Below are 19,699 nucleotides of genomic sequence, written 5' to 3'. Positions count from 1 at the left end.
GCGTCCGTTGCGCGTCCCGAAAGACGCGCGGCGCTGCAGCGCTTCTATGCGATTCCGCCGCTGCCGTAACCGATAATTGCGTAGGCCACGACTGGATTGGCTGTCAGACGCCCAGCGACTTCAGCTTTCGGTGAAGCGCCGAGCGCTCCATGCCGATGAACTCGGCCGTCTTCGAGATGTTGCCGCCAAAACGGTTGATCTGGGCGATCAGATAGTCCTTCTCGAATTGTTCACGCGCTTCACGCAACGGCAGCGCCATGATGTGCTGATCGGATTGGTTCGGCGTGCGCGGCATGACATCGCCGATCTCGGCGGGCAAGAGATCGGCGGTGATCGGTGCGTCGATATCGTCGCCGCGCGCCAGGATCATCAGCCGCTCGACATTGTTGCGCAACTGGCGGACGTTGCCTGGCCAGTTGTGCGCCTGCAGCACCGCCAGCGCGTCGTCGCCGATGCGCCGCGGCCGGATGCCGGCCTGGCGGGCGATCTGCTTCATGAAATTGTCGACAAGATAGGGGATGTCCTCCCGCCGCTCGGCCAATCCCGGCACCATGACCGGAACCACCGCCAGGCGGTGATAGAGATCCTCGCGGAAACGACCGTCGGCGATCATCGCCTCCAGGTTCTGCGCCGTCGACGAAATGATGCGGACATCGACCTTGACCCGTTTGGTGCCCCCTACCCGCTCGAACTGCTGTTCGACCAGCACGCGCAAGATCTTGTTTTGCGTTTCGCGCGGCATGTCGGCCACTTCATCGATGTAGAGAATGCCGCGATGGGCTTCCTCAAGCGCGCCGACCTTGCGTTCGACACCGTTTGATTCGGTGCCGAACAGCTCGACCTCCATGCGTTCGGGCGTGATGTTGGCGGCGCTCAGCGTGACAAACGGTGCGTTCTTGCGCGCCGACAGCGTGTGGATGGCGCGTGCCGCGAGTTCCTTGCCCGAGCCGGACGGGCCGATGATCATGACGCGGCTGTTGGTCGGCGCGACGCGCTCGATGGTCTGGCGCAACTGGCTCATCGCCGACGACATGCCGATCAGGTCGAAGGTTTCGCCGCTGCGCAGCTTGAGATCCGAAACCTCGCGTCTCAGCTTCGAGGTTTCGATGGCACGTTCGGCGATGAGGATCAGCCTGTCGGCCTTGAACGGTTTTTCGATGAAGTCATAGGCGCCGCGGCGGATGGCCGAGACCGCCGTCTCGATGTTGCCGTGGCCCGAAATCATCACCACCGGCAGGCTCGGGTGCATCGTCTTGATCTCGTCCAGCAGCGCCAGTCCGTCCAGACGTGAGCCTTGCAGCCAGATGTCGAGGAAAATCAGCCTCGGCGCCCGGTCGGCGATCGCCGCCAGGGCGCTGTCGGCATCGAATGCCGTGCGGGTTTCGTGACCTTCGTCGCTCAGGATACCGGCGACAAGTTCGCGGATGTCTTCCTCGTCATCGACGATGAGAATGTCAGACGCCATTACCGACCTTTTCAGTTTCTCTTTCGGGTTCCGTCCTACCTTCGCCGGGCGACGGCACGGTGGCGGCGAGCGGCAGGATGATGCTGATCATCGCGCCTCGCCCGTGGTGGAAATCCGCCGGCGCGTCATGCAATTCAAGCCGGCCGCCATGATCCTCCACTATCTTCTTGACGATAGCGAGGCCGAGCCCGGTGCCCTTCTCGCGTGTCGTCATGTAAGGCTCGAGCAAGCGCTGGCGATTTTCGCGTGGCAAGCCCTTGCCATTGTCGATGACATCGATGCGAACCGCACCATTCTCGCGCCCGGCTTGAATTCGGATTATGCCGTGCGAGCGGTCGTTCTGATCAAGTCCGTCAATCGCCTCGGCTGCGTTCTTGATGACATTGCCAAAGGCCTGCGCCATCAGGCGGCTATCGAAAGTGCCTTTGAGCGGTTCGTTGCCGAATACGCGCTCGAAGGTGATATCGGAGCGGCTCACCTCGACGAGGAACGAGGCTTCGCGCAACGATTCGCGCAAATCGAGGGCCTTCATTTCGGGCTTGGGCATGCGTGCGAAAGCGGAGAACTCGTCGACCATGCGGCCGATGTCCTCCACTTGCCTGATGATCGTATCGGTGCACTGATCGAAAACCTCGCGGTCTTCGGTGATGACCTTGCCGTAGCGGCGCTTGATGCGCTCGGCGGAAAGCTGGATCGGTGTCAGCGGGTTCTTGATCTCATGGGCGATGCGCCGCGCCACATCCGCCCAGGCCGAGGAACGCTGCGCCTGGACCAGATCGGTGATGTCGTCCACCGTCACGACATAGGATTTCTCCTCCGAACCGTCGTCGCCCGCCTCGACCGTGATCTGCACGTTGAAGGTGCGCTCCGCACCGGCGCGATAGAAGGTCACCTGCTCGCGATGGACGGGCTTGCCCGACTTGCGGCCGATCTCGAAGACGCGGCCGACATGCGGCAGCACGGCGGAGAGATTTTGCCCGAGTGCGGCGGTGGCGGATATGGCCAGCATCGTTTCGGCCGACCGGTTGACGATGGTGACGATGCCATACGGATCGACGCCGATGACGCCGGCGGTGACACCGGCAAGCACGGCTTCCGAAAAACGCCGCCGCTCGTCGATCAAATCCTTGGCGGACAGAATCTCGTTACGCTGCGATTTCAGTTCCAGCAGCATCTTGTTGAAGGTGTCGCCGAGCGAAGCGACGTCGCCGTCGGAGGGCCGAACCGGCACGGCAACGTCGAGATTGCCGGTCGCGACCTCGTCGGCGGCGCCGATGAGCTGGCGGATCGGCCGCACCAGGCGGTCGGCCACGGCGATGCCGGTCCAGATGGCGGACAGGACGATGATCAGCGTCAGCGACAGATAGGGAAGTGCAAAGGCCACCTGCGAGGTGCGGCGACTGTCTTCGAGGCCGCGATATTCGTCGGTGTTGGACCTGACGATCTGCCGCGCCTTGATCACCTCGGGATCGACGAGCCGGATGGTGTAGAGATAGAGCCCTTCGATCTCGCGCAGTTTGACGATGGCGCCCATGATGTTGCGCGTCTTCGGCTCGATCAGCACCGGCCTGCCGTCAGCGGCACTGCTCATGGCGCCTTCCGGCGGCTCCGGCATGGCAAAATCGGCGTCGGTCTTGGCGCTCATGACGAACGAACCGTCGGACCTGATCAGTGCGGCATGGGCCAGCGAGCGTCCGACGGCTTCCTTGTTCATCAGATCGAGGAAGCCGGTTCGATCGAGGCCGTAGAGCGTGCGAGAGGCGTCGAGATCGTAAGCCATCGACAGGGTCGTTCCCTGGAGGTTGCGCGCGTTCTCCTGCACATAGGCATCGGCTATCGACAGCGACGAATTGACGATCGTCTTGGTGCGGATTTCGAACCAGCGATCAAGACCGATATCGAGCGTGATCGAGGCGATGATCGCCACCATGATGGCGGGAATCGCGGCGACCAGCGCGAACATCGCGACGATCCGCACATGCAGCCGCGACGCCGCCTTGCCGCGCCGGCGCGCCATCACGATACGATGTACTTCGCGGCCGACCAGCGCGATCAGGAACAGGATGAACGCCGCATTGACGGCGATAAGCGCCAGCGTTGTCCTCTCGTCCGGCGCGATCGGGGTGGCGCCGACGAGGATGGCGAAGGAGATCGCCGCCGTGACCAGCGCACCGACAATCGCCACCACGCCCGGCAGCGCAAGCAGCCGGCGCCCGTCGCGGGTGCCGGATTTGCTGAAAAGCGTTTCGATCAGTGTCGGTGCCCGTGGAGCCATGTCGCCGTCTAGAGCCAGTGATTGCGTCGGATGTATGCAACGCATTGTGGCGATTATGCAACAAGTGTGACCTGGACGGAACTGTTTCGGCGGTCGATCCCCGGAAAACGCTTCGCTCTGTCACACCGACGCGAAAATCGGGATCGATTTGTTGAAAGAAAACGGCGTTCTAAGCTTGTCTGGTCGATTTGTAGACGTTGACGCCGAGTTCGCGAATCTTCTTGCGCAGCGTGTTGCGGTTGAGCCCCAGGAGTTCCGCAGCCTTGATCTGGTTGCCGCGGGTTGCCGTCATCGACGCGAGCACCAGCGGATATTCGACCTCGGAAAGAATGCGCTGATAGAGGCCGGCGGGCGGCAAGTCGCCGGCGAAGGACGCAAAATAGCGCTGCAGAAAATGTTCCACCGCCTGGCCGATGGACAGATCGTCGGGAATGAGATTGCCGCCGCCGGGGACGACCGGCCTCTCGCCGGTCTTCAGTTCCGCCTCGATGACTTCGGCGGAAATCTCGTCCTGCGAATAGAGCGCGGCAAGTCTGCGAACAAGATTTTCGAGCTCGCGCACGTTGCCTGGCCACGGATAGCGCTTCATCAGCTCGATGCCGCCTGTGGAAATGCGCTTGGTCTGCAGGCCTTCGCTGGCGCCAAGCTTGAAGAAGTGCCGGACGAGATCCGGAACGTCCTCGGATCGCTCGCGCAGTGCCGGCAGCCTTAGCGGCACGACATTCAGGCGATAGAACAGATCCTCGCGGAAAAGCCCTTGATTGATCAGCGTGCGCAGATCCTTGTTGGTGGCGGCGACAATGCGCACGTCGGTCTTGATCGGCGTGCGGCCGCCGACGGTGGTGTATTCGCCCTGTTGCAGGACGCGCAGCAGGCGGGTCTGCGCCTCCATCGGCATGTCGCCGATCTCGTCAAGGAAGAGCGTGCCGCCTTCGGCCTGCTCGAAACGGCCGGTGGAGCGGTTCTGCGCGCCGGTGAAGGCGCCCTTCTCGTGCCCGAACAGTTCCGATTCGATCAGGTCGCGCGGGATCGCAGCCATGTTGATCGCGACGAAGGGGCCGCCGCGGCGGCGGCCATACTCGTGCAGCGCGCGCGCCACCAGTTCCTTGCCGGTGCCCGATTCGCCTGAAATCATCACTGTCAGGTCGGTCTGCATCATGCGCGCCAGCATGCGGTAGATATCCTGCATGGCGGCCGAGCGGCCGACCAGCGGCATCGTTTCCGGCGGCTCGTCCGCCCGCGCATCGATCTTCGGCCGTCGGGGCTCGGAAAGCGCCCGGTTGACGATGTTGAGAAGCTCGGTCAGGTCGAACGGTTTCGGCAGATATTCGTAGGCGCCGGTTTCGGAGGCGCGAATCGCGGTCATGAACGTGTTCTGGGCGCTCATGACGATGACCGGCAGTTCCGGCCGCGCCTTCTTGATGCGCGGCAGCATGTCGAAGGCGTTCTCGTCCGGCATGACCACGTCGGTAATGACGAGATCGCCCTCGCCCGCCGCCACCCAGCGCCACAGCGTCGAGGCGTTGGATGTCACGCGCACCTCATGGCCGACGCGCGAAAGCGCCTGATTGAGGACGGTGCGGATGGCCGCATCGTCGTCGGCGACGAGAATATTGCCGCGAACCGTCATTTGCGGTCTCCTTCGGCATCGTCGTCTGTGCCGAACGGCGTCTCTTTCCAGGCTGGCATCAGGATGCGGAAGGTGGTTGCGCGCGGCGTCGAATCGCATTCGATGATGCCGCCATGCTCGCCGACGATTTTCGCGACCAGCGCCAGACCAAGCCCCGACCCGTTAGGCTTGGTGGTGATGAAGGGATCAAACAAGATCGGCAGGATATCTTCGGAGACGCCAGAACCGTTGTCGCGCACGCAGAATTCCAGCGGCAGCGACACGCGGCCCTGCGATCCCGGAACGGAAACACGGATGCCCGGCCGGAACGCGGTCGACAGGGTGATCTCGCCTTGCGGATCGGCGCCAATGGCCTCGGCCGCATTCTTGACCAGGTTGAGGAACACCTGGATCAGCTGGTCGCGGTTGGCGAAAACCGGAGGCAATGATGGATCATAATCCTCCAATATCTTGATCCGCTTGGCAAAACCGTTCTTGGCAATCGCTTTCACATGGTCGAGGACGACATGGATGTTGACCGGATAACGGTCGACGGGCCGCTCGTCGGAAAACACCTCCATGCGATCGACCAGCGAGACAATGCGGTCGGTCTCGTCGGTGATCAGCCGGGTCAGCGCGCGATCCTCGTCGGAAGCCGACAGTTCAAGCAGCTGGGCGGCGCCGCGGATGCCGGAGAGCGGGTTCTTGATCTCGTGGGCGAGCATTGCGGCAAGGCCGGTCACCGAGCGTGCCGCACCGCGGTGCGTCATCTGACGATCGATCTTGTCGGCCATCGACCGTTCCTGGAACATCACCACGACGGAGCCCGGGAATTCCGACACCGGCGCGACATAGAGGTCGACGACCTTCTCGATGCCGAGGCGCGGCGACGATACGTCGACCCGATATTCGTTGACGGGTGCCCGGCGTTCGCGCACCTGGTCGACAAGCGTCAGCAACGGGCTGCCGAAGGGAATGAGCTTGGGCAGGGTATTGCGGGCGAGCATGGTCGCGCTCGAGCGGAAGAAATCCTCGGCATCGGCATTGGCGAAGGTGATGAAGCCTTCCGCATCGAGCATGATCACCGGGCGGCGGATGGTGTTGAGCACGATGTGTGCGGCGTCCGCCATGTCCATGGTCTGTGCAACGGGGGCATTCATGCTGCGCTCCGCAGGTTCATCGCCTCGGCAGCGCTTGAAAACACCTCGCGCAACGCGGCGATGACGCGGACGGGCTCGAAGCAGGTGAGGATGGCCTTTCGCTGCTCATCAACGACGCCAGCGGCGTGGCGGTCGAGATACCAGCCAAGATGCTTGCGCGCCTGGCGCACGCCGCTTTCGCTGCCGTAGAGCGATAGCATGTCCTGGTAGTGAGCAACGATGTAGTCGGCCAGCGCTTGCGGGCTTTCCGGCAAACCAGGCATCGCCGCTTTTGCCGCGGCTGCCGCGATGCTGCCTGCCGTCCAGGGTGCGCCGTAGTGCGCGCGGCCGATCATCACCGCGTCGGCGCCCGACTGGTCGAGGATCAATGCTGCCTCCGCCGGCGAGCCGACATCGCCATTGGCAACGACCGGGATCGAAACAGCCTGCTTAATGCGTGCGATGGCGCGCCAGTCGGCCCTGCCCTGGTAGAACTGGCAGCGCGTGCGGCCATGCACAGTCACCATCTGAACCCCCGCCTGCTCGGCGCGGCGCGCCAGAACAGGCGCATTGAGCGCGCTTTCGTCCCAGCCGAGCCGCATCTTGACCGTGACCGGCACCTCGACGGCGCCGACCACCGCCTCGATCAGCGACAAAGCGTGATCGAGATCGCGCATCAGCGCCGAACCGGCATAGCCGCCCGTCACCTTCTTGGCCGGGCAACCCATGTTGATGTCGATGATGTCGGCGCCCTCGCCCGCAGCGATACGGGCGCCCTCTGCCATATGCGCCGCCTCACGGCCGGCAAGCTGGACCATGTGCACCGGCAGCCCGGAATGGCGGATGCGCAGGCCGCAACCGGCCCTGCCCCTGGCAAGTTCGCCGCTCGCCACCATCTCGGAGACCACCAACCCGGCGCCATGCGCATAGGCACGCTGCCGGAACGGCTCATCCGTTATGCCCGACATGGGCGCGAGAAAAGCGCGATTGCGGATTCTCACACGACCCACGTCCAGCGGCGACGCCAATTTGGTCAGGTCAAGCATGCACAAAAACCAAGCATTTCTAATAGCTGCACATTCTCTAGCCAGAATGGCAGCAATGTGCAACGCGCAATGACGTCACATTAAGGCGCATTTGGGAAAAATGCTGGCACCAGCCAAAGCGCCGTGCGTGCTTGGGGGCGCTTTGGCACTTTGCATGTATGATCTGTTCCGAAAAGCGATTCCACTTTTCGGGATGATGCGCTAAGCGTCTCGGCATGACAGACGCAAGCGAAAAGCCGGCTTTGGCTGCGGACGACAAGGTTGCCGTGGTTATCGTCGCCGCCGGCCGCGGCGCGCGCGCCGGTCAGGCCGACGGACCGAAGCAATACCAAAGGATCGGCGGTCGCGCCGTCATCGCGCGGACATTGGACGTGTTTTTGGCGCATCCGAGAATCGGTCCTGTCGTCGTCGCCATTCATGCCGACGACAGCGGGCTTTTTCGCAGCGCCGCCGGCGCCAACGCCGATCGGGTCGTCACGGTGACGGGTGGCGCGTCCAGGCAGGACTCCGTCCGGCTCGGATTGCTTGCGCTGAGAGGCCATGCGCCGCGTCGGGTTCTGGTCCATGACGCCGTCCGCCCGTTCGTCGACGCGGAATTGATAGACCGCACGGTTGCCGCCATCGGCGAGCGCCAGGCAGCGCTGCCTGCCCTGCCCGTCGCCGATACGCTGAAGCGTGAATCGGCCGCCGGCATGATCGGCGAGACGGTTTCCAGGAACGGACTTCATGCCGCCCAGACGCCGCAGGGCTTTCCGTTCTGGCCGATCCTGGCTGCCCATGAAAAGGCCCATCATCTGGGCAAGGCGGACTTCACCGACGACGCCGCGATTGCCGAATGGGCGAACATTCCGGTGAAAATCGTTCCGGGCTCGCCGGACAATGTCAAACTCACCTGGGCAAGGGATATCTCGATGGCGGATCAGCGGCTTTCCAGCGAACGGTCGCGTTTTCCGGACGTCCGCACCGGCAATGGCTACGACGTCCATGCCTTCGAGCCCGGCGACCATGTCGTCCTGTGCGGCGTCACCATCGCGCACGACAAGAAACTGTCCGGCCATTCGGATGCCGATGTCGGCCTGCACGCCTTGACCGACGCGCTGCTCGCCACTTGCGGCGCCGGCGACATCGGCACGCATTTCCCGCCATCGGACCCGCAGTGGAAAGGCGTGGCCTCGCGGATCTTCGTCGAGCATGCGGCAGGACTGGTGCGCACGCGCGGCGGGCGCATCGCCAATGCCGACATCACGCTGATCTGCGAGGCGCCGCGCGTCGGCCCGCATCGCGAAGCGATGACCGAAATCCTTTCGGCAATGCTGGCGATTTCCCGGGACCGCATCTCGATCAAGGCGACAACCAACGAAAAGCTCGGCTTTGTCGGACGCGAGGAAGGCATAGCCGCCATCGCGACCGCCAGCGTCGTGTTTCCAGGCGATGTCCCCGAATGAGCAACAGCGATCTCGCAGATGCCCTGCTTCAAGCCTGCCAACAGCGCGGCATCATGCTGGCGACGGCCGAGAGCTGCACCGGCGGCATGATCATCGCCGCCCTGACCGACATCGCCGGCTCTTCGACGGTGGTCGACCGGGGTTTCATCACCTATTCCAACGAGGCTAAGACTGAGATGCTCGGCGTTTCCGCTGCCACGCTCGAGGCGCACGGCGCGGTCTCACGGGAAACGGCGGTCGAGATGGCGGCCGGCGCCCTGGACCATTCGCGCGCCGGGCTAACCCTTGCCGTCACCGGCATTGCCGGTCCGGGCGGCGGCTCGACGGAAAAGCCCGTCGGCCTGGTCTGGTTCGGTATCGCCTTGACCGGCCGGCCGGTCGTCAGCGAATGTCAGCTGTTTGCCGACAAGGGCCGTAATTTCATCCGCCGGGAGACGGTCAGGCACGCGCTTGAACTGGGCTTGCGCGCGCTCGCTGCGGATCAGGCTGCCGGCGCTACGCCATAGATGACGTCGGCGCGCTTCTCGAACGCCTCGGAGAACATGCGGAAGGCGCGATCGAACATCGCTCCCATCACCGCACCCAGAATACGACTCTTGAATTCGTAGTCGATGAAGAAGCAGACATTGCAACCGCCGTCGGCCGGCTCGAAACGCCAGGCATTGCTCAGATATTTGAACGGACCGTCGATATATTTGACGTCGATGGCCTTCTCGTCAGGCTTTAGCAGCACCTGCGTGGTAAAGGTCTCGCGGATCGCCTTGTAGCCGATGCTCATGTCGGCGACGAGGAGGGTGCGTCCGTCGCGCTCCTTGCGCGAGCGAACCGTCAGCGCCTCGCAAAGCGGCAGGAATTGCGGATAGGATTCGACATCGGCGACCAGAGCGAACATCTGTTCCGGCGTATGCGCAACGCGGCGATGGGCTTCGAATTGTGGCATGAAACCAGTGTGTTAGGCGGACTTCCTGAGAAACGCTTCCCGCGCCGCGCGAAGCTTGGCGAAATCGTCGCCGGCGTGGTGCGACGAACGCGTCAGCGGGCTCGATGCCACCAGCAGGAAGCCCTTGGTCTTGCCGATCGTCTCGAAGGACTTGAATTCCTCCGGCGTGACGAAACGGATCACCGGATGGTGCTTTTTCGATGGCTGCAGATACTGACCGATGGTCATGAAGTCGACATTGGCCGAACGCAGATCGTCCATCAATTGCAGGATCTCGTTCCGCTCCTCGCCAAGGCCAACCATGATGCCGGATTTGGTGAAGATCGAGGGATCGAGTTCCTTGACCCGCTGCAGCAGCCTGATCGAATGGAAATAGCGGGCGCCCGGCCGGACTGTCAGATAGTTCGACGGAACGGTCTCCAGATTGTGGTTGAACACATCCGGCTTGGCCGCCACCACGATCTCCAGCGCACCTTCCTTGCGCAGGAAGTCGGGCGTCAGGATTTCAATCGTCGTCGAAGGCGTTGCCGCCCTGATGGCGCCGATGACCTCGGCAAAGTGCTGAGCTCCGCCATCGGCGAGATCGTCGCGGTCGACCGAGGTGATGACGACATGGGTCAGACCCATTTGCTTGACGGCGTGGGCGATGCGCGCCGGTTCATCGGGATCGAGCGCCGTCGGAATGCCGGTGGCGACGTTGCAGAAGGCGCAGGCGCGCGTGCAGATCTCGCCCATGATCATGAACGTGGCGTGCTTCTTCTCCCAGCACTCACCGATATTGGGGCACCCGGCCTCTTCGCACACCGTCACCAGTCGGTGCGACTTCACGATGTCGCGCGTCTCGGCATAGCCTTTCGACATCGGCGCCTTGACGCGGATCCAGTCGGGCTTGCGCAGCACATCCTGGTCAGGCTTGTGCGCCTTTTCAGGATGCCGCAGGCGCGGCGCATTGGCGATCGTGTCGAGGACGGTGACCATCAGAAATCCAGTTCATTCGCGATCGCCTTCCGGCGTTCGCTCACAAGTCATCTAGGACTTTTCGCGGTAAAGAAAAAGGCCGCGGCGGCGCATGCCGCCACAGCCGTTTTCGCATGGCAACAGTTCAGCAACTAACGGCGCACCAGGCGCCCTACCCAGATCAGCAGGCAGGCGCCAATGAAACCGGTGATCAAATAGGCGATCCAGCCGGCGCCGAAGGCGCCGATGTTGAGCGCCTGCAGGATGGCATTCAGCACGATCGCGCCGACGATGCCCAGAACGATGTTCATCAGGATGCCCATGTTGCTTTTCATGAACATCTCGGCAAGCCAGCCCGCCAGCCCGCCGATGATGATGGCTGCGATCCAGCCCACGCCATTCACGTCCATATGCCCTCTCCTCTGGTGACGAATGCATTCGGAAACGAATTACCTTGCCGTTGAGTTCCTTGGCTCTCACGTGCCGAGTCTCACGCGGTCAATTTATCATGCGTTGAGCGCGCGGCCATAGGCGTCGAGCACGCTTTCCTTCATCATCTCCGACAGCGTCGGATGCGGGAAGATCGTGTGCATCAGTTCTTCCTCGGTGGTCTCCAGGTTCATCGCCACGACAAAGCCCTGGATCAGCTCGGTCACTTCGGCGCCGACCATATGCGCGCCGAGCAACTGCCCGGTCTTCCTGTCGAAGATGGTCTTGACGAAACCCTGGTCCTCGCCGAGCGCGATGGCTTTGCCGTTGGCGGCGAACTGAAAGCGGCCGACGCGGATGTCCTTGCCTTCGGCCTTGGCTTTCGCTTCAGTCAACCCAACGGAGGCAACCTGCGGGTTGCAATAGGTGCAGCCCGGAATTTTCAGTTTGTCAGTGGCGTGCACGCCGGGGACGTTGGCGATCTTTTCCACGCAGACCACGCCTTCATGCTCGGCCTTGTGGGCGAGCATAGGCGGGCCGGCAACGTCGCCGATGGCATAGATGCCGGGCACATTGGTGCTGCCGTAGCCGTCGACGACGACGCAGCCGCGATCGGTCTTCACGCCGAGCGCTTCGAGGCCGAGATTCTCGATATTGCCCTGCACGCCGACGGCCGAGATCATCCGGTCGGCGGTGATCTTCTCGACCTTGCCGTTCATCTCGACATGCGCGGTCACCGAGTTCGCAGCTTTTTCGACCTTGGTGACCTTGGCATCGAGGATGATCTTCATGCCTTGCTTCTCGAACTGCTTTTGCGCGAATTTCGAGACCTCTGCGTCCTCGACCGGCATCACCGCCGGCAACAACTCGACCACCGTCACCTCCGCGCCCATGGTGCGGTAGAATGAGGCGAATTCGATGCCGATTGCGCCCGAACCCATCACCAGCAGTGATTTCGGCATCTCCTTCGGCACCATTGCTTCGAAATAGGTCCAGATCAGCTTGCCGTCGGGCTCGATGCCGGGCAACGCCCGCGGCCTGGCGCCGGTCGCCAGGATGATGTGCCTGGCAGTGTATGTGCCCTCGCCCTTGACGCCCTTGGGCGCCGGCGGCTGTGGCTCCATCGGCTTCTTCGACGATTTCGACACGACGATCTCGCCCGGTTTATCGCCGGAAGCCGCCTTGGACAGCTTGGCCTCGCCCCAGATGACATCGACCTTGTTCTTCTTCATCAGGAAGGCGACGCCGCCGTTCAGCCGCAGCGAAACCTTTCGCGAGCGGTCGACCACGGCAGCGGTATCGACGCTGACCTTGCCGTCGATCTTCAAGCCGTAGTCCTTCAAATGATCCGAATAGTGCATGATCTCGGCCGAACGCAGCAGCGCCTTGGTCGGAATGCAACCCCAGTTGAGGCAGATGCCGCCGAGATGCTCGCGCTCGACGATCGCTGTCTTGAATCCGAGTTGGGCGGAACGCACCGCCGTGACATAGCCGCCGGGGCCGGAGCCGATGATGATGACGTCGTAGTTCTCAGCCACGGATTTCTCCCCTGTTCTCTAGAGTTCCAGCATGACGCGCACGATTGGCGCCAATGCCTGCCCGATTTTGCGCGTGTTCTCTGCGTCGAGATGGACGCCGTCGAGTGGCGTGGTCTCGGCCACCGAGCCCGCATCGAAGAAGCCGCAGCCGACCTCGTCGGCAAGGACGGCATATTGCGGCGCCAGCCGCTTCGACGCTTCGTCACCGCCGGCGAACATTTCTTTGAATTCGGCGTTTTCCGTGCGGCTGACGGCGGGCGGCGCGACGATCAGGATTTGCGGCGACGGCCAATCGAACGGGTAGTCGTGACCGCGCACGATATCGATCAGGCGCTGCATGCCTTGCTTGGCGGCGACCGGATTGCCGTGGATCCACGGCTTCATGTCGTTGGCGCCGAGCAGGATGATGACCAGGTCGATCGGCGCATGCGTCATCAGGATCGTCGGCAGCACTCTTGCGCCGTTACGGTCGGCGCCGGCCAGATGGTCGTCGAAAGCCGTTGTGCGACCGTTCAAGCCTTCAGCGATGACCTCGACGCTGGCTCCCAACGTCGCCTGCAGCACACTCGGCCAGCGGTCCTTGAGCGGGTGGCGATCCAGACTTGCCGCATCATAGCCCCAGGTCAGCGAATCGCCGTAGCAAAGGACTGTTTTCATGCGCTTGCCCCACTCCGATCGAAATCCGCCTGCGCGCGCCTCATCCGCCAGCCCACGAACAGCCAATGCACGACGATCGTTGCGACGCTGGCAAGGCTGAAGGCAAAAAGGCTGGTGAATTTCCGCACCGCCTTGTTTCCGTTCTAGACCAGCATGCCCATCGGGTTTTCGATCATGCGTTTGAAGGCGCCGAGCAGTTCGGCGCCGAGCGCGCCGTCGACGGCGCGGTGATCGGTCGACAGCGTCACCGACATGATGGTGGCTGTTCTGATCTCACCGTTCTTGACCACCGCGCGCTCCTCGCCGGCGCCGACCGCCAGGATCGTCGCATGCGGCGGGTTGATGACGGCGGCAAAGTCCTTGATGCCGAACATGCCGAGATTGGACACCGCCGTGGTGCCGCCCTGGTATTCTTCCGGCTTCAGCTTGCGGCTGCGCGCGCGGCCGGCAAGATCCTTCATCTCGTTGGAGATGACCGACAGCGTCTTTTCGTCGGCACGCCGGATGATCGGCGTGATCAGCCCGCCGGGGATCGACACGGCGACACCGACGTCGGCATGCTTGTGCTTGACCATGGCGCTCTCGGTCCATGACGCATTGGCATCCGGCACAGCCATCAGCGCCATTGCCATCGCTTTGATGACCATGTCGTTGACCGACAGCTTGTAGGCCGGCACCTCACCCTTGTCGGTCTTCTTCACCGGGGCGGCCGCATTGACCTGCGCGCGCAGCGCCAGAAGCGCATCAAGCTCGCAGTCGAGCGTCAGGTAGAAATGCGGGATGGTGGTCGTGGCCTCGACCAGCCGGCGCGCAATGGTCTTGCGCATGTTGTCATGCGGGACAAGCTCGTAAGAGCCGTCGGCAAACAGTTTCAGCACCTGGTCGTCCGACATTGGCTTGGCTGCGACAGCCGGAGCCGGAGCGCCGGCAGGTGCCGCTTTCGCGGCCGGTGCCGCCTTGGCGCCGCCGCCGGAAATCGCTGCGTCGACATCGGCCTTGACCACGCGGCCATGCGGGCCAGAGCCAGTCACCGCGGAGACATCGACACCGGCTTCCCGGGCGATGCGACGGGCCAGCGGCGAGGCGAAGGTGCGGCCGTCCGGCGATTGGCTGATCTCCCCCCTTGTGGGGGAGATGGCCGGCAGGCCAGAGGGGGGCGCCTCGCTCCTTGCGGCTGGCGGGACAGCGCCCCCCTCTGTCGACTTCGTCGACATCTCCCCCACGGGTGGGGAGATTGGGGCCTTGTCCTGCTTCGCCTCGGCTTTTGCCGGCGCGGCAGCGCCGTCACCGCTTTTGGCGGCAGCCGCCGTATCCTCGCCTTCGGCGGCAAGCACGGCGATCAGCGCGTTGACCTTGACGCCTTCGCTACCGGCCGGAACCACGAGCTTGGCGACCGTGCCCTCATCGACGGCCTCGACTTCCATCGTCGCCTTGTCGGTCTCGATCTCGGCGATCACATCGCCCGGCGAAACCTTGTCGCCCTCCTTGACCAGCCACTTGGCGAGATTGCCCTCTTCCATCGTGGGCGACAGGGCGGGCATTGTGATGTTGATCGGCATTTTGTCCTCCCGCCCTGCTCAGCGATATGTGACGGCTTTGACCGCCCCGACGACCTCGCCGATAGTGGGCAGCGCCAGCTTTTCGAGGTTTGCCGCGTAGGGCATCGGCACGTCCTTGCCGGCAATGGTGATGACCGGCGCGTCGAGGAAATCGAAGGCGCGCTGCGACACCTGGTTGGCGATATGGTCGCCGACCGAGCTCTGCGGAAATCCTTCCTCCACCACCACCAGCCGATTGGTCTTCTTGACCGAGGCGATAATGGTGTCGAGATCGAGAGGCCGGATGGTCCTGAGGTCGATGATCTCGGCATCGATGCCCATGCCGCGCAATTCAGCCTCGGCCTTCACCGTGTAGCTCATGCCGATGCCGAAGGAGACGATGGTGACATCCTTGCCCGACTTGTGGATGCGGGCCTTGCCGATCGGCAGCACGAAATCGTCGATCTTCGGCACATCGAAGGACTGGCCGTAGAGGATTTCGTTCTCGAGGAAGATGACCGGGTTCGGGTCGCGGATCGCGGCCTTCAGCAGTCCCTTGGCGTCGGCGGCGGTGTAGGGCATCACCACTTTCAGGCCTGGAATGTGGCTGTACCAGGCGGCATAGCACTGCGAATGCTGGGCGGCGACGCGGGCGGCCGCGCCGTTTGGCCCGCGGAAGACGATCGGCGCGCCCATCTGGCCACCGGACATGTAGAGCGTCTTGGCGGCGGAGTTGATGATATGGTCGATCGCCTGCATGGCGAAGTTGAAGGTCATGAACTCGACGATCGGCCTCAGGCCGGCCATCGCCGCGCCAACGCCGACGCCGGCAAAACCGTGCTCGGTGATCGGTGTGTCGACGACGCGACGCGGCCCGAATTCCTGCAGCAGCCCTTGCGTGATCTTGTAAGCGCCCTGGTACTCGGCGACCTCCTCGCCCATCACGAAGACGTCCCCGTCACGGCGCATTTCCTCGGCCATCGCGTCACGCAGCGCTTCGCGCACCGTGGTCGAGACCATTTCCGTGCCGGCCGGGATGTCGGGATCGGCGGCGATTTCGGTTCTCGGCGCCGCGGCGACAGGTGCCGTGCCCTCGCTTTTGGCCGCAGCAGGCGCTGGCGCTGCTGTTTCAGCCTTGGCAGGTTCCTCGCCGATGCCTTCGCCTGCCTTGTCGATGTCTTCACCATCGACGGCGAGCACGGCGATCAGCGTGTTGACCTTGACACCTTCGGTGCCGGCAGGAACCACGATCTTGGCTAGCGTGCCTTCGTCGACGGCCTCGACTTCCATCGTGGCCTTGTCGGTTTCGATCTCGGCGATGACATCACCGGCGACAACCTTGTCGCCCTCTTTCTTCAACCATTTGGAAACATTGCCCTCTTCCATGGTCGGCGAGAGAGCGGGCATGAGAATTTCGATCGGCATGGCCTTGCCCTCTCGTTACAGTACGATATCAGTCCAGAGCTCGGACGGATCCGGCTCTGCGTCGTTCTGGGCAAATTCGGCGGCGTCGGCGACAATGTCGCGGACCTCCTTGTCGACGGCCTTGAGCTCGTCCTCATCAGCCCACTTCTTGTCGAGCAGGCGCGCCTTGACCTGCTCGATCGGGTCGCGCTCGGAGCGCATCTTCTGCACTTCTTCCTTTGAGCGGTATTTGGCCGGATCGGACATCGAATGGCCGCGGTAGCGGTAGGTCTGCATTTCGAGAATCAGCGGCCCCTTGCCGTCACGGCACCATTCGGTGGCGAGATCGCCGGCTGCCTTGACTGCACGAACGTCCATGCCATCGACCTGGATGCCGGGAATCCTGAAGGAGGCGCCGCGCTGCGAAAAATCCGTCTCGGCCGACGAACGCGTTACCGACGTGCCCATGGCGTAGCGGTTGTTCTCGATGATGTAGATCACCGGCAGCTTCCACAGCGAGGCCATGTTGAAGCTCTCATAGACCTGGCCCTGATTGGCGGCGCCGTCGCCAAAATAGGTCAGTGTCACATTGTTGTTGCCACGATAGCGATTGGCGAAGGCGAGGCCGGTGCCGAGCGAAACCTGCGCGCCGACAATGCCGTGGCCGCCGTAAAAATGCTTCTCCTTGGAGAACATGTGCATGGAGCCGCCCTTGCCCCTGGACAAGCCGCCGCGGCGCCCGGTCAATTCGGCCATGACGCCGCGCGGCGACAGTTCCATCGCCAGCATGTGACCATGATCGCGGTAGGCGGTGATCATCTGGTCGCCGTCGATCAGCGCCATCTTCATGCCGGTGACAACTGCTTCCTGGCCGATATAGAGATGGCAGAAGCCGCCGATGAAGCCCATGCCGTAGAGCTGGCCGGCCTTTTCCTCGAAGCGGCGGATAAGCAGCATGCGCCGGTAGGCGTCAAGCTCCTCGTCCTTGGTGAAATCGACAGGTTTGGGGGCTGAAAGCCCTGTCGATTTGCCGTCGGATTTGGGTTTGGTTTTGGCAGGCGCTTTTCTGGCGGCGGTGGCCATGCATCACTCCCTGTTGGCGTCTCTTGCGGACACTGAGGGAGATCAGTTCTCCCCACCGATTTGGCAAAGGCTAACACGCGGGAAAGCGTTTCGCCATGCTGAAAAATGCATGGCTGACATGCGTCTAAGCGATTAAAATCGTTGAAAATATCGGCGATTAACTTGAATTTGGTTATCTTGCCGTGGCCGGTAGCATGATGGTGATTTCGTCGGCGTGGGACACATTGAGCGCCTTGCGCGCCTGCTCGTCGAGCATGTCCTTCTCCAGCGTGCCCTGATGCATCAGCTGAACACGCCGCTGCAGATCGAGCCGGCGCGCCTTGACGGCATCGAGCTTACCTTGCAGGTCGACGGCTTCGGCTTTCAACCGGTATTTGGAATAGATGCCGAATTCGCCGTGATAGGCGTGAAAGCCGAAATAGGCGAGGAACGCCACGCAGAGCGAGGGAATGATCAGCCGACCGGTATTTCGCTGCTTGTGCTGACGTGTCCACATGATCCAAATCCCTAGCGCCGCGTGCCCGCTTGGACGCGCAAAGGGGCGCTCTAACACTCCGCGACCTCGCCCTTTCTCGCCCGATTGTGCTTAATGGACGGTTACGGACGACCTGATCTGGCGGTGCTGAAACAAAAAAGGGCGAGAATGTCCCGCCCTTCGTTTCCGGATATTTCTGTGGGGTCAGCCTTTCACGATCGACTTGCCGGCGTAGAGCGCCTGCTTGCCGAGTTCTTCCTCGATGCGGATGAGCTGGTTGTACTTGGCCATGCGATCCGAGCGCGACAGCGAACCCGTCTTGATCTGCCCGCAATTGGTGGCGACGGCGAGATCGGCGATGGTCGAATCCTCGGTTTCGCCCGAGCGGTGCGACATGACCGCGGTGTAGCCGGCCTTGTGCGCGGTCTCGACGGCGTCGAGCGTTTCGGTCAGTGAGCCGATCTGGTTGACCTTGACCAGGATAGAATTGGCGACGCCCATGCGGATGCCGTCGCGCAGCCGCGCTGTATTGGTGACGAACAGATCGTCGCCGACCAGCTGGGTCTTGTTGCCGATGAGTTCGGTCAGCGTTTTCCAGCCGTCCCAGTCGTCCTCGGCCAGCCCATCCTCGATGGTGATGATCGGATAATCCGCGGCGAGCCTGGCCAGATACTTGGCCTGGGACTTCGGATCGCGGGTCTTCTTCTCGCCTTCATAGACATAGTTGCCGTCCTTGAAGAATTCCGTCGCGGCGCAGTCGAGGCCGAGCGCAACCTCTTCGCCCGGCTTGAAGCCGGCCTTCTCGATTGATTCCATGATGAAATCGAGTGCGGCGGGCGCGCTTTTCAAGTTGGGAGCGAAGCCACCCTCGTCACCGACATTGGTGTTGTGGCCGGCGTCCTTCAGCCGCTTCCTCAGCGTATGGAAGATTTCCGAACCCCAGCGCACGCCGTCACGCAGTGTCGGCGCACCGATCGGCAGGATCATGAATTCCTGGAAATCGATCGGGTTGTCGGCATGGGCGCCACCGTTGATGATGTTCATCATCGGCACCGGAAGCACATGCGCCCTGGTGCCGCCGACATAGCGGTAGAGCGGCAGGCCAGCTGCTTCCGCCGCAGCCTTGGCCACCGCTAGCGACACGCCAAGGATCGCGTTGGCGCCGAGGCGGCTCTTGTTGGGCGTGCCGTCGAGCTCGATCATGGTCTGGTCGATGTGGATCTGGTTCTCGGCTTCCATGCCGCCGATCGCTTCGAACAGCTCGCCATTGACGGCCTCTACCGCCCGCAGGACTCCCTTGCCGAGGTAGCGGGCGCCGCCGTCGCGCAGTTCGACCGCCTCATGCGCGCCGGTCGAGGCGCCGGAAGGCACCGCAGCGCGGCCCATCGAGCCGTCTTCGAGCACGACGTCGACCTCGACGGTCGGGTTTCCGCGGCTGTCCAGGATTTCACGCCCGACAATGTCGATGATGGCAGTCACTGCGATGTCCCCGATTGATCTGACGAAGCGTCGCGCACGTCTTAGCCAAAGTGCTGCAAAACGCAATCGTGGCGCCCGCAAATATTGGCGCCACGCACGTCATGCCGGTTCACGACAGACAAACTTCTGTCATCAAAAGTCATCTCTGTCACAGGTCTTGGCGGCGTGCGGCTTTCTGGTTATGCTCACAGCTGCGCGGGGCGAAACAGGAGGAGTTTCG

General features: G+C 62.7%; 17 protein-coding genes. 2 read left to right on the top strand and 15 right to left on the bottom strand.

Going from position 1 to position 19,699, the window contains the following annotated elements:
- Positions 1-103: 103 nt before the first annotated feature.
- The 5 genes from ntrX to dusB all read right to left on the bottom strand — a co-directional run bounded on the left by ntrX (position 104) and on the right by dusB (position 7,534).
- Complete coding sequence (gene ntrX, locus JG739_RS19670; protein ID WP_202363007.1) at positions 104-1,465, bottom strand: nitrogen assimilation response regulator NtrX; 1,362 nt, start codon at positions 1,463-1,465, stop codon at positions 104-106.
- Positions 1,455-3,740, bottom strand: a complete 2,286-nt coding sequence (locus tag JG739_RS19665; RefSeq protein ID WP_202363006.1) for a sensor histidine kinase NtrY-like — start codon at positions 3,738-3,740, stop codon at positions 1,455-1,457. Before JG739_RS19665 ends, ntrX begins: the two co-directional genes overlap by 11 nt.
- A gap of 169 nt (positions 3,741-3,909) precedes the next feature.
- Positions 3,910-5,370, bottom strand: coding sequence for a nitrogen regulation protein NR(I) (gene ntrC, locus JG739_RS19660; RefSeq protein WP_023799224.1), 1,461 nt, complete (start codon positions 5,368-5,370; stop codon positions 3,910-3,912).
- Positions 5,367-6,509, bottom strand: a complete 1,143-nt coding sequence (locus JG739_RS19655; protein WP_202363005.1) for a two-component system sensor histidine kinase NtrB — start codon at positions 6,507-6,509, stop codon at positions 5,367-5,369. Before JG739_RS19655 ends, ntrC begins: the two co-directional genes overlap by 4 nt.
- Positions 6,506-7,534, bottom strand: a complete 1,029-nt coding sequence (dusB, locus tag JG739_RS19650) for a tRNA dihydrouridine synthase DusB (protein ID WP_202363004.1) — start codon at positions 7,532-7,534, stop codon at positions 6,506-6,508. Before dusB ends, JG739_RS19655 begins: the two co-directional genes overlap by 4 nt.
- Positions 7,535-7,749: 215 nt before the next feature.
- Here dusB and JG739_RS19645 point away from each other — a divergent pair, with 215 nt between their 5' ends.
- Both JG739_RS19645 and JG739_RS19640 read left to right on the top strand, forming a co-directional pair.
- Positions 7,750-8,979, top strand: a complete 1,230-nt coding sequence (locus JG739_RS19645) for a bifunctional 2-C-methyl-D-erythritol 4-phosphate cytidylyltransferase/2-C-methyl-D-erythritol 2,4-cyclodiphosphate synthase (RefSeq protein WP_202363003.1) — start codon at positions 7,750-7,752, stop codon at positions 8,977-8,979.
- Positions 8,976-9,485, top strand: coding sequence for a CinA family protein (locus tag JG739_RS19640; protein ID WP_202363002.1), 510 nt, complete (start codon positions 8,976-8,978; stop codon positions 9,483-9,485). The genes JG739_RS19645 and JG739_RS19640 overlap by 4 nt, the downstream gene beginning before the upstream one ends.
- Here the strand turns inward: JG739_RS19640 and JG739_RS19635 are convergent.
- From JG739_RS19635 to eno, 10 genes are all read right to left on the bottom strand, one after another.
- Positions 9,461-9,919, bottom strand: a complete 459-nt coding sequence (locus JG739_RS19635; protein WP_202363001.1) for a type II toxin-antitoxin system RatA family toxin — start codon at positions 9,917-9,919, stop codon at positions 9,461-9,463. The two genes, JG739_RS19640 and JG739_RS19635, sit on opposite strands and share 25 nt — an antisense overlap.
- A gap of 12 nt (positions 9,920-9,931) precedes the next feature.
- A complete protein-coding gene (gene lipA, locus JG739_RS19630) occupies positions 9,932-10,897 on the bottom strand; it encodes a lipoyl synthase (RefSeq protein WP_077377690.1) in 966 nt (321 codons plus the stop codon).
- 131 nt (positions 10,898-11,028) lie between these two features.
- Positions 11,029-11,286: a GlsB/YeaQ/YmgE family stress response membrane protein gene (locus tag JG739_RS19625; protein WP_202363000.1), complete on the bottom strand. Its 258-nt coding sequence runs from the start codon at positions 11,284-11,286 to the stop codon at positions 11,029-11,031.
- 96 nt (positions 11,287-11,382) lie between these two features.
- On the bottom strand, positions 11,383-12,843 hold the full coding sequence (lpdA, locus tag JG739_RS19620; protein WP_202362999.1) for a dihydrolipoyl dehydrogenase: 1,461 nt from the start codon (positions 12,841-12,843) through the stop codon (positions 11,383-11,385).
- 18 nt (positions 12,844-12,861) lie between these two features.
- The gene (locus tag JG739_RS19615; protein ID WP_202362998.1) at positions 12,862-13,500 is read right to left on the bottom strand and encodes an SGNH/GDSL hydrolase family protein; all 639 of its coding nucleotides are present in this window, start codon (positions 13,498-13,500) and stop codon (positions 12,862-12,864) included.
- Positions 13,501-13,643: 143 nt separating this feature from the next.
- On the bottom strand, positions 13,644-15,059 hold the full coding sequence (locus JG739_RS19610) for a pyruvate dehydrogenase complex dihydrolipoamide acetyltransferase (protein WP_202362997.1): 1,416 nt from the start codon (positions 15,057-15,059) through the stop codon (positions 13,644-13,646).
- An 18-nt stretch (positions 15,060-15,077) separates the two neighbouring features.
- Complete coding sequence (locus JG739_RS19605; protein ID WP_202362996.1) at positions 15,078-16,463, bottom strand: pyruvate dehydrogenase complex E1 component subunit beta; 1,386 nt, start codon at positions 16,461-16,463, stop codon at positions 15,078-15,080.
- A 15-nt stretch (positions 16,464-16,478) separates the two neighbouring features.
- The gene (pdhA, locus tag JG739_RS19600) at positions 16,479-17,525 is read right to left on the bottom strand and encodes a pyruvate dehydrogenase (acetyl-transferring) E1 component subunit alpha (RefSeq protein WP_202362995.1); all 1,047 of its coding nucleotides are present in this window, start codon (positions 17,523-17,525) and stop codon (positions 16,479-16,481) included.
- Positions 17,526-17,697: 172 nt separating this feature from the next.
- Positions 17,698-18,021 carry an FtsB family cell division protein gene (locus tag JG739_RS19595; protein WP_202362994.1) on the bottom strand — a complete coding sequence of 108 codons (324 nt, stop codon included), beginning with the start codon at positions 18,019-18,021 and terminating at the stop codon, positions 17,698-17,700.
- A 183-nt stretch (positions 18,022-18,204) separates the two neighbouring features.
- Positions 18,205-19,479, bottom strand: coding sequence for a phosphopyruvate hydratase (eno, locus tag JG739_RS19590; protein ID WP_202362993.1), 1,275 nt, complete (start codon positions 19,477-19,479; stop codon positions 18,205-18,207).
- Positions 19,480-19,699: the final 220 nt, after the last annotated feature.

The organism is Mesorhizobium sp. L-2-11, assembly GCF_016756595.1.
In the GTDB taxonomy this organism is placed as follows: domain Bacteria; phylum Pseudomonadota; class Alphaproteobacteria; order Rhizobiales; family Rhizobiaceae; genus Mesorhizobium.
Note: the sequence above shows the minus strand (reverse complement) of the source record. Positions and strands in the feature narration are given on the sequence as shown.

Coding starts and splice junctions, on each gene's coding strand:
- ntrX (WP_202363007.1), bottom strand. CDS start 1,465: ATGGCGTCTGACATTCTCATCGTCGATGACGAGGAAGACATCCGCGAA.
- JG739_RS19665 (WP_202363006.1), bottom strand. CDS start 3,740: ATGGCTCCACGGGCACCGACACTGATCGAAACGCTTTTCAGCAAATCC.
- ntrC (WP_023799224.1), bottom strand. CDS start 5,370: ATGACGGTTCGCGGCAATATTCTCGTCGCCGACGACGATGCGGCCATC.
- JG739_RS19655 (WP_202363005.1), bottom strand. CDS start 6,509: ATGAATGCCCCCGTTGCACAGACCATGGACATGGCGGACGCCGCACAC.
- dusB (WP_202363004.1), bottom strand. CDS start 7,534: ATGCTTGACCTGACCAAATTGGCGTCGCCGCTGGACGTGGGTCGTGTG.
- JG739_RS19645 (WP_202363003.1), top strand. CDS start 7,750: ATGACAGACGCAAGCGAAAAGCCGGCTTTGGCTGCGGACGACAAGGTT.
- JG739_RS19640 (WP_202363002.1), top strand. CDS start 8,976: ATGAGCAACAGCGATCTCGCAGATGCCCTGCTTCAAGCCTGCCAACAG.
- JG739_RS19635 (WP_202363001.1), bottom strand. CDS start 9,919: ATGCCACAATTCGAAGCCCATCGCCGCGTTGCGCATACGCCGGAACAG.
- lipA (WP_077377690.1), bottom strand. CDS start 10,897: ATGGTCACCGTCCTCGACACGATCGCCAATGCGCCGCGCCTGCGGCAT.
- JG739_RS19625 (WP_202363000.1), bottom strand. CDS start 11,286: ATGGACGTGAATGGCGTGGGCTGGATCGCAGCCATCATCATCGGCGGG.
- JG739_RS19615 (WP_202362998.1), bottom strand. CDS start 13,500: ATGAAAACAGTCCTTTGCTACGGCGATTCGCTGACCTGGGGCTATGAT.
- JG739_RS19610 (WP_202362997.1), bottom strand. CDS start 15,059: ATGCCGATCAACATCACAATGCCCGCCCTGTCGCCCACGATGGAAGAG.
- JG739_RS19605 (WP_202362996.1), bottom strand. CDS start 16,463: ATGCCGATCGAAATTCTCATGCCCGCTCTCTCGCCGACCATGGAAGAG.
- pdhA (WP_202362995.1), bottom strand. CDS start 17,525: ATGGCCACCGCCGCCAGAAAAGCGCCTGCCAAAACCAAACCCAAATCC.
- JG739_RS19595 (WP_202362994.1), bottom strand. CDS start 18,021: ATGTGGACACGTCAGCACAAGCAGCGAAATACCGGTCGGCTGATCATT.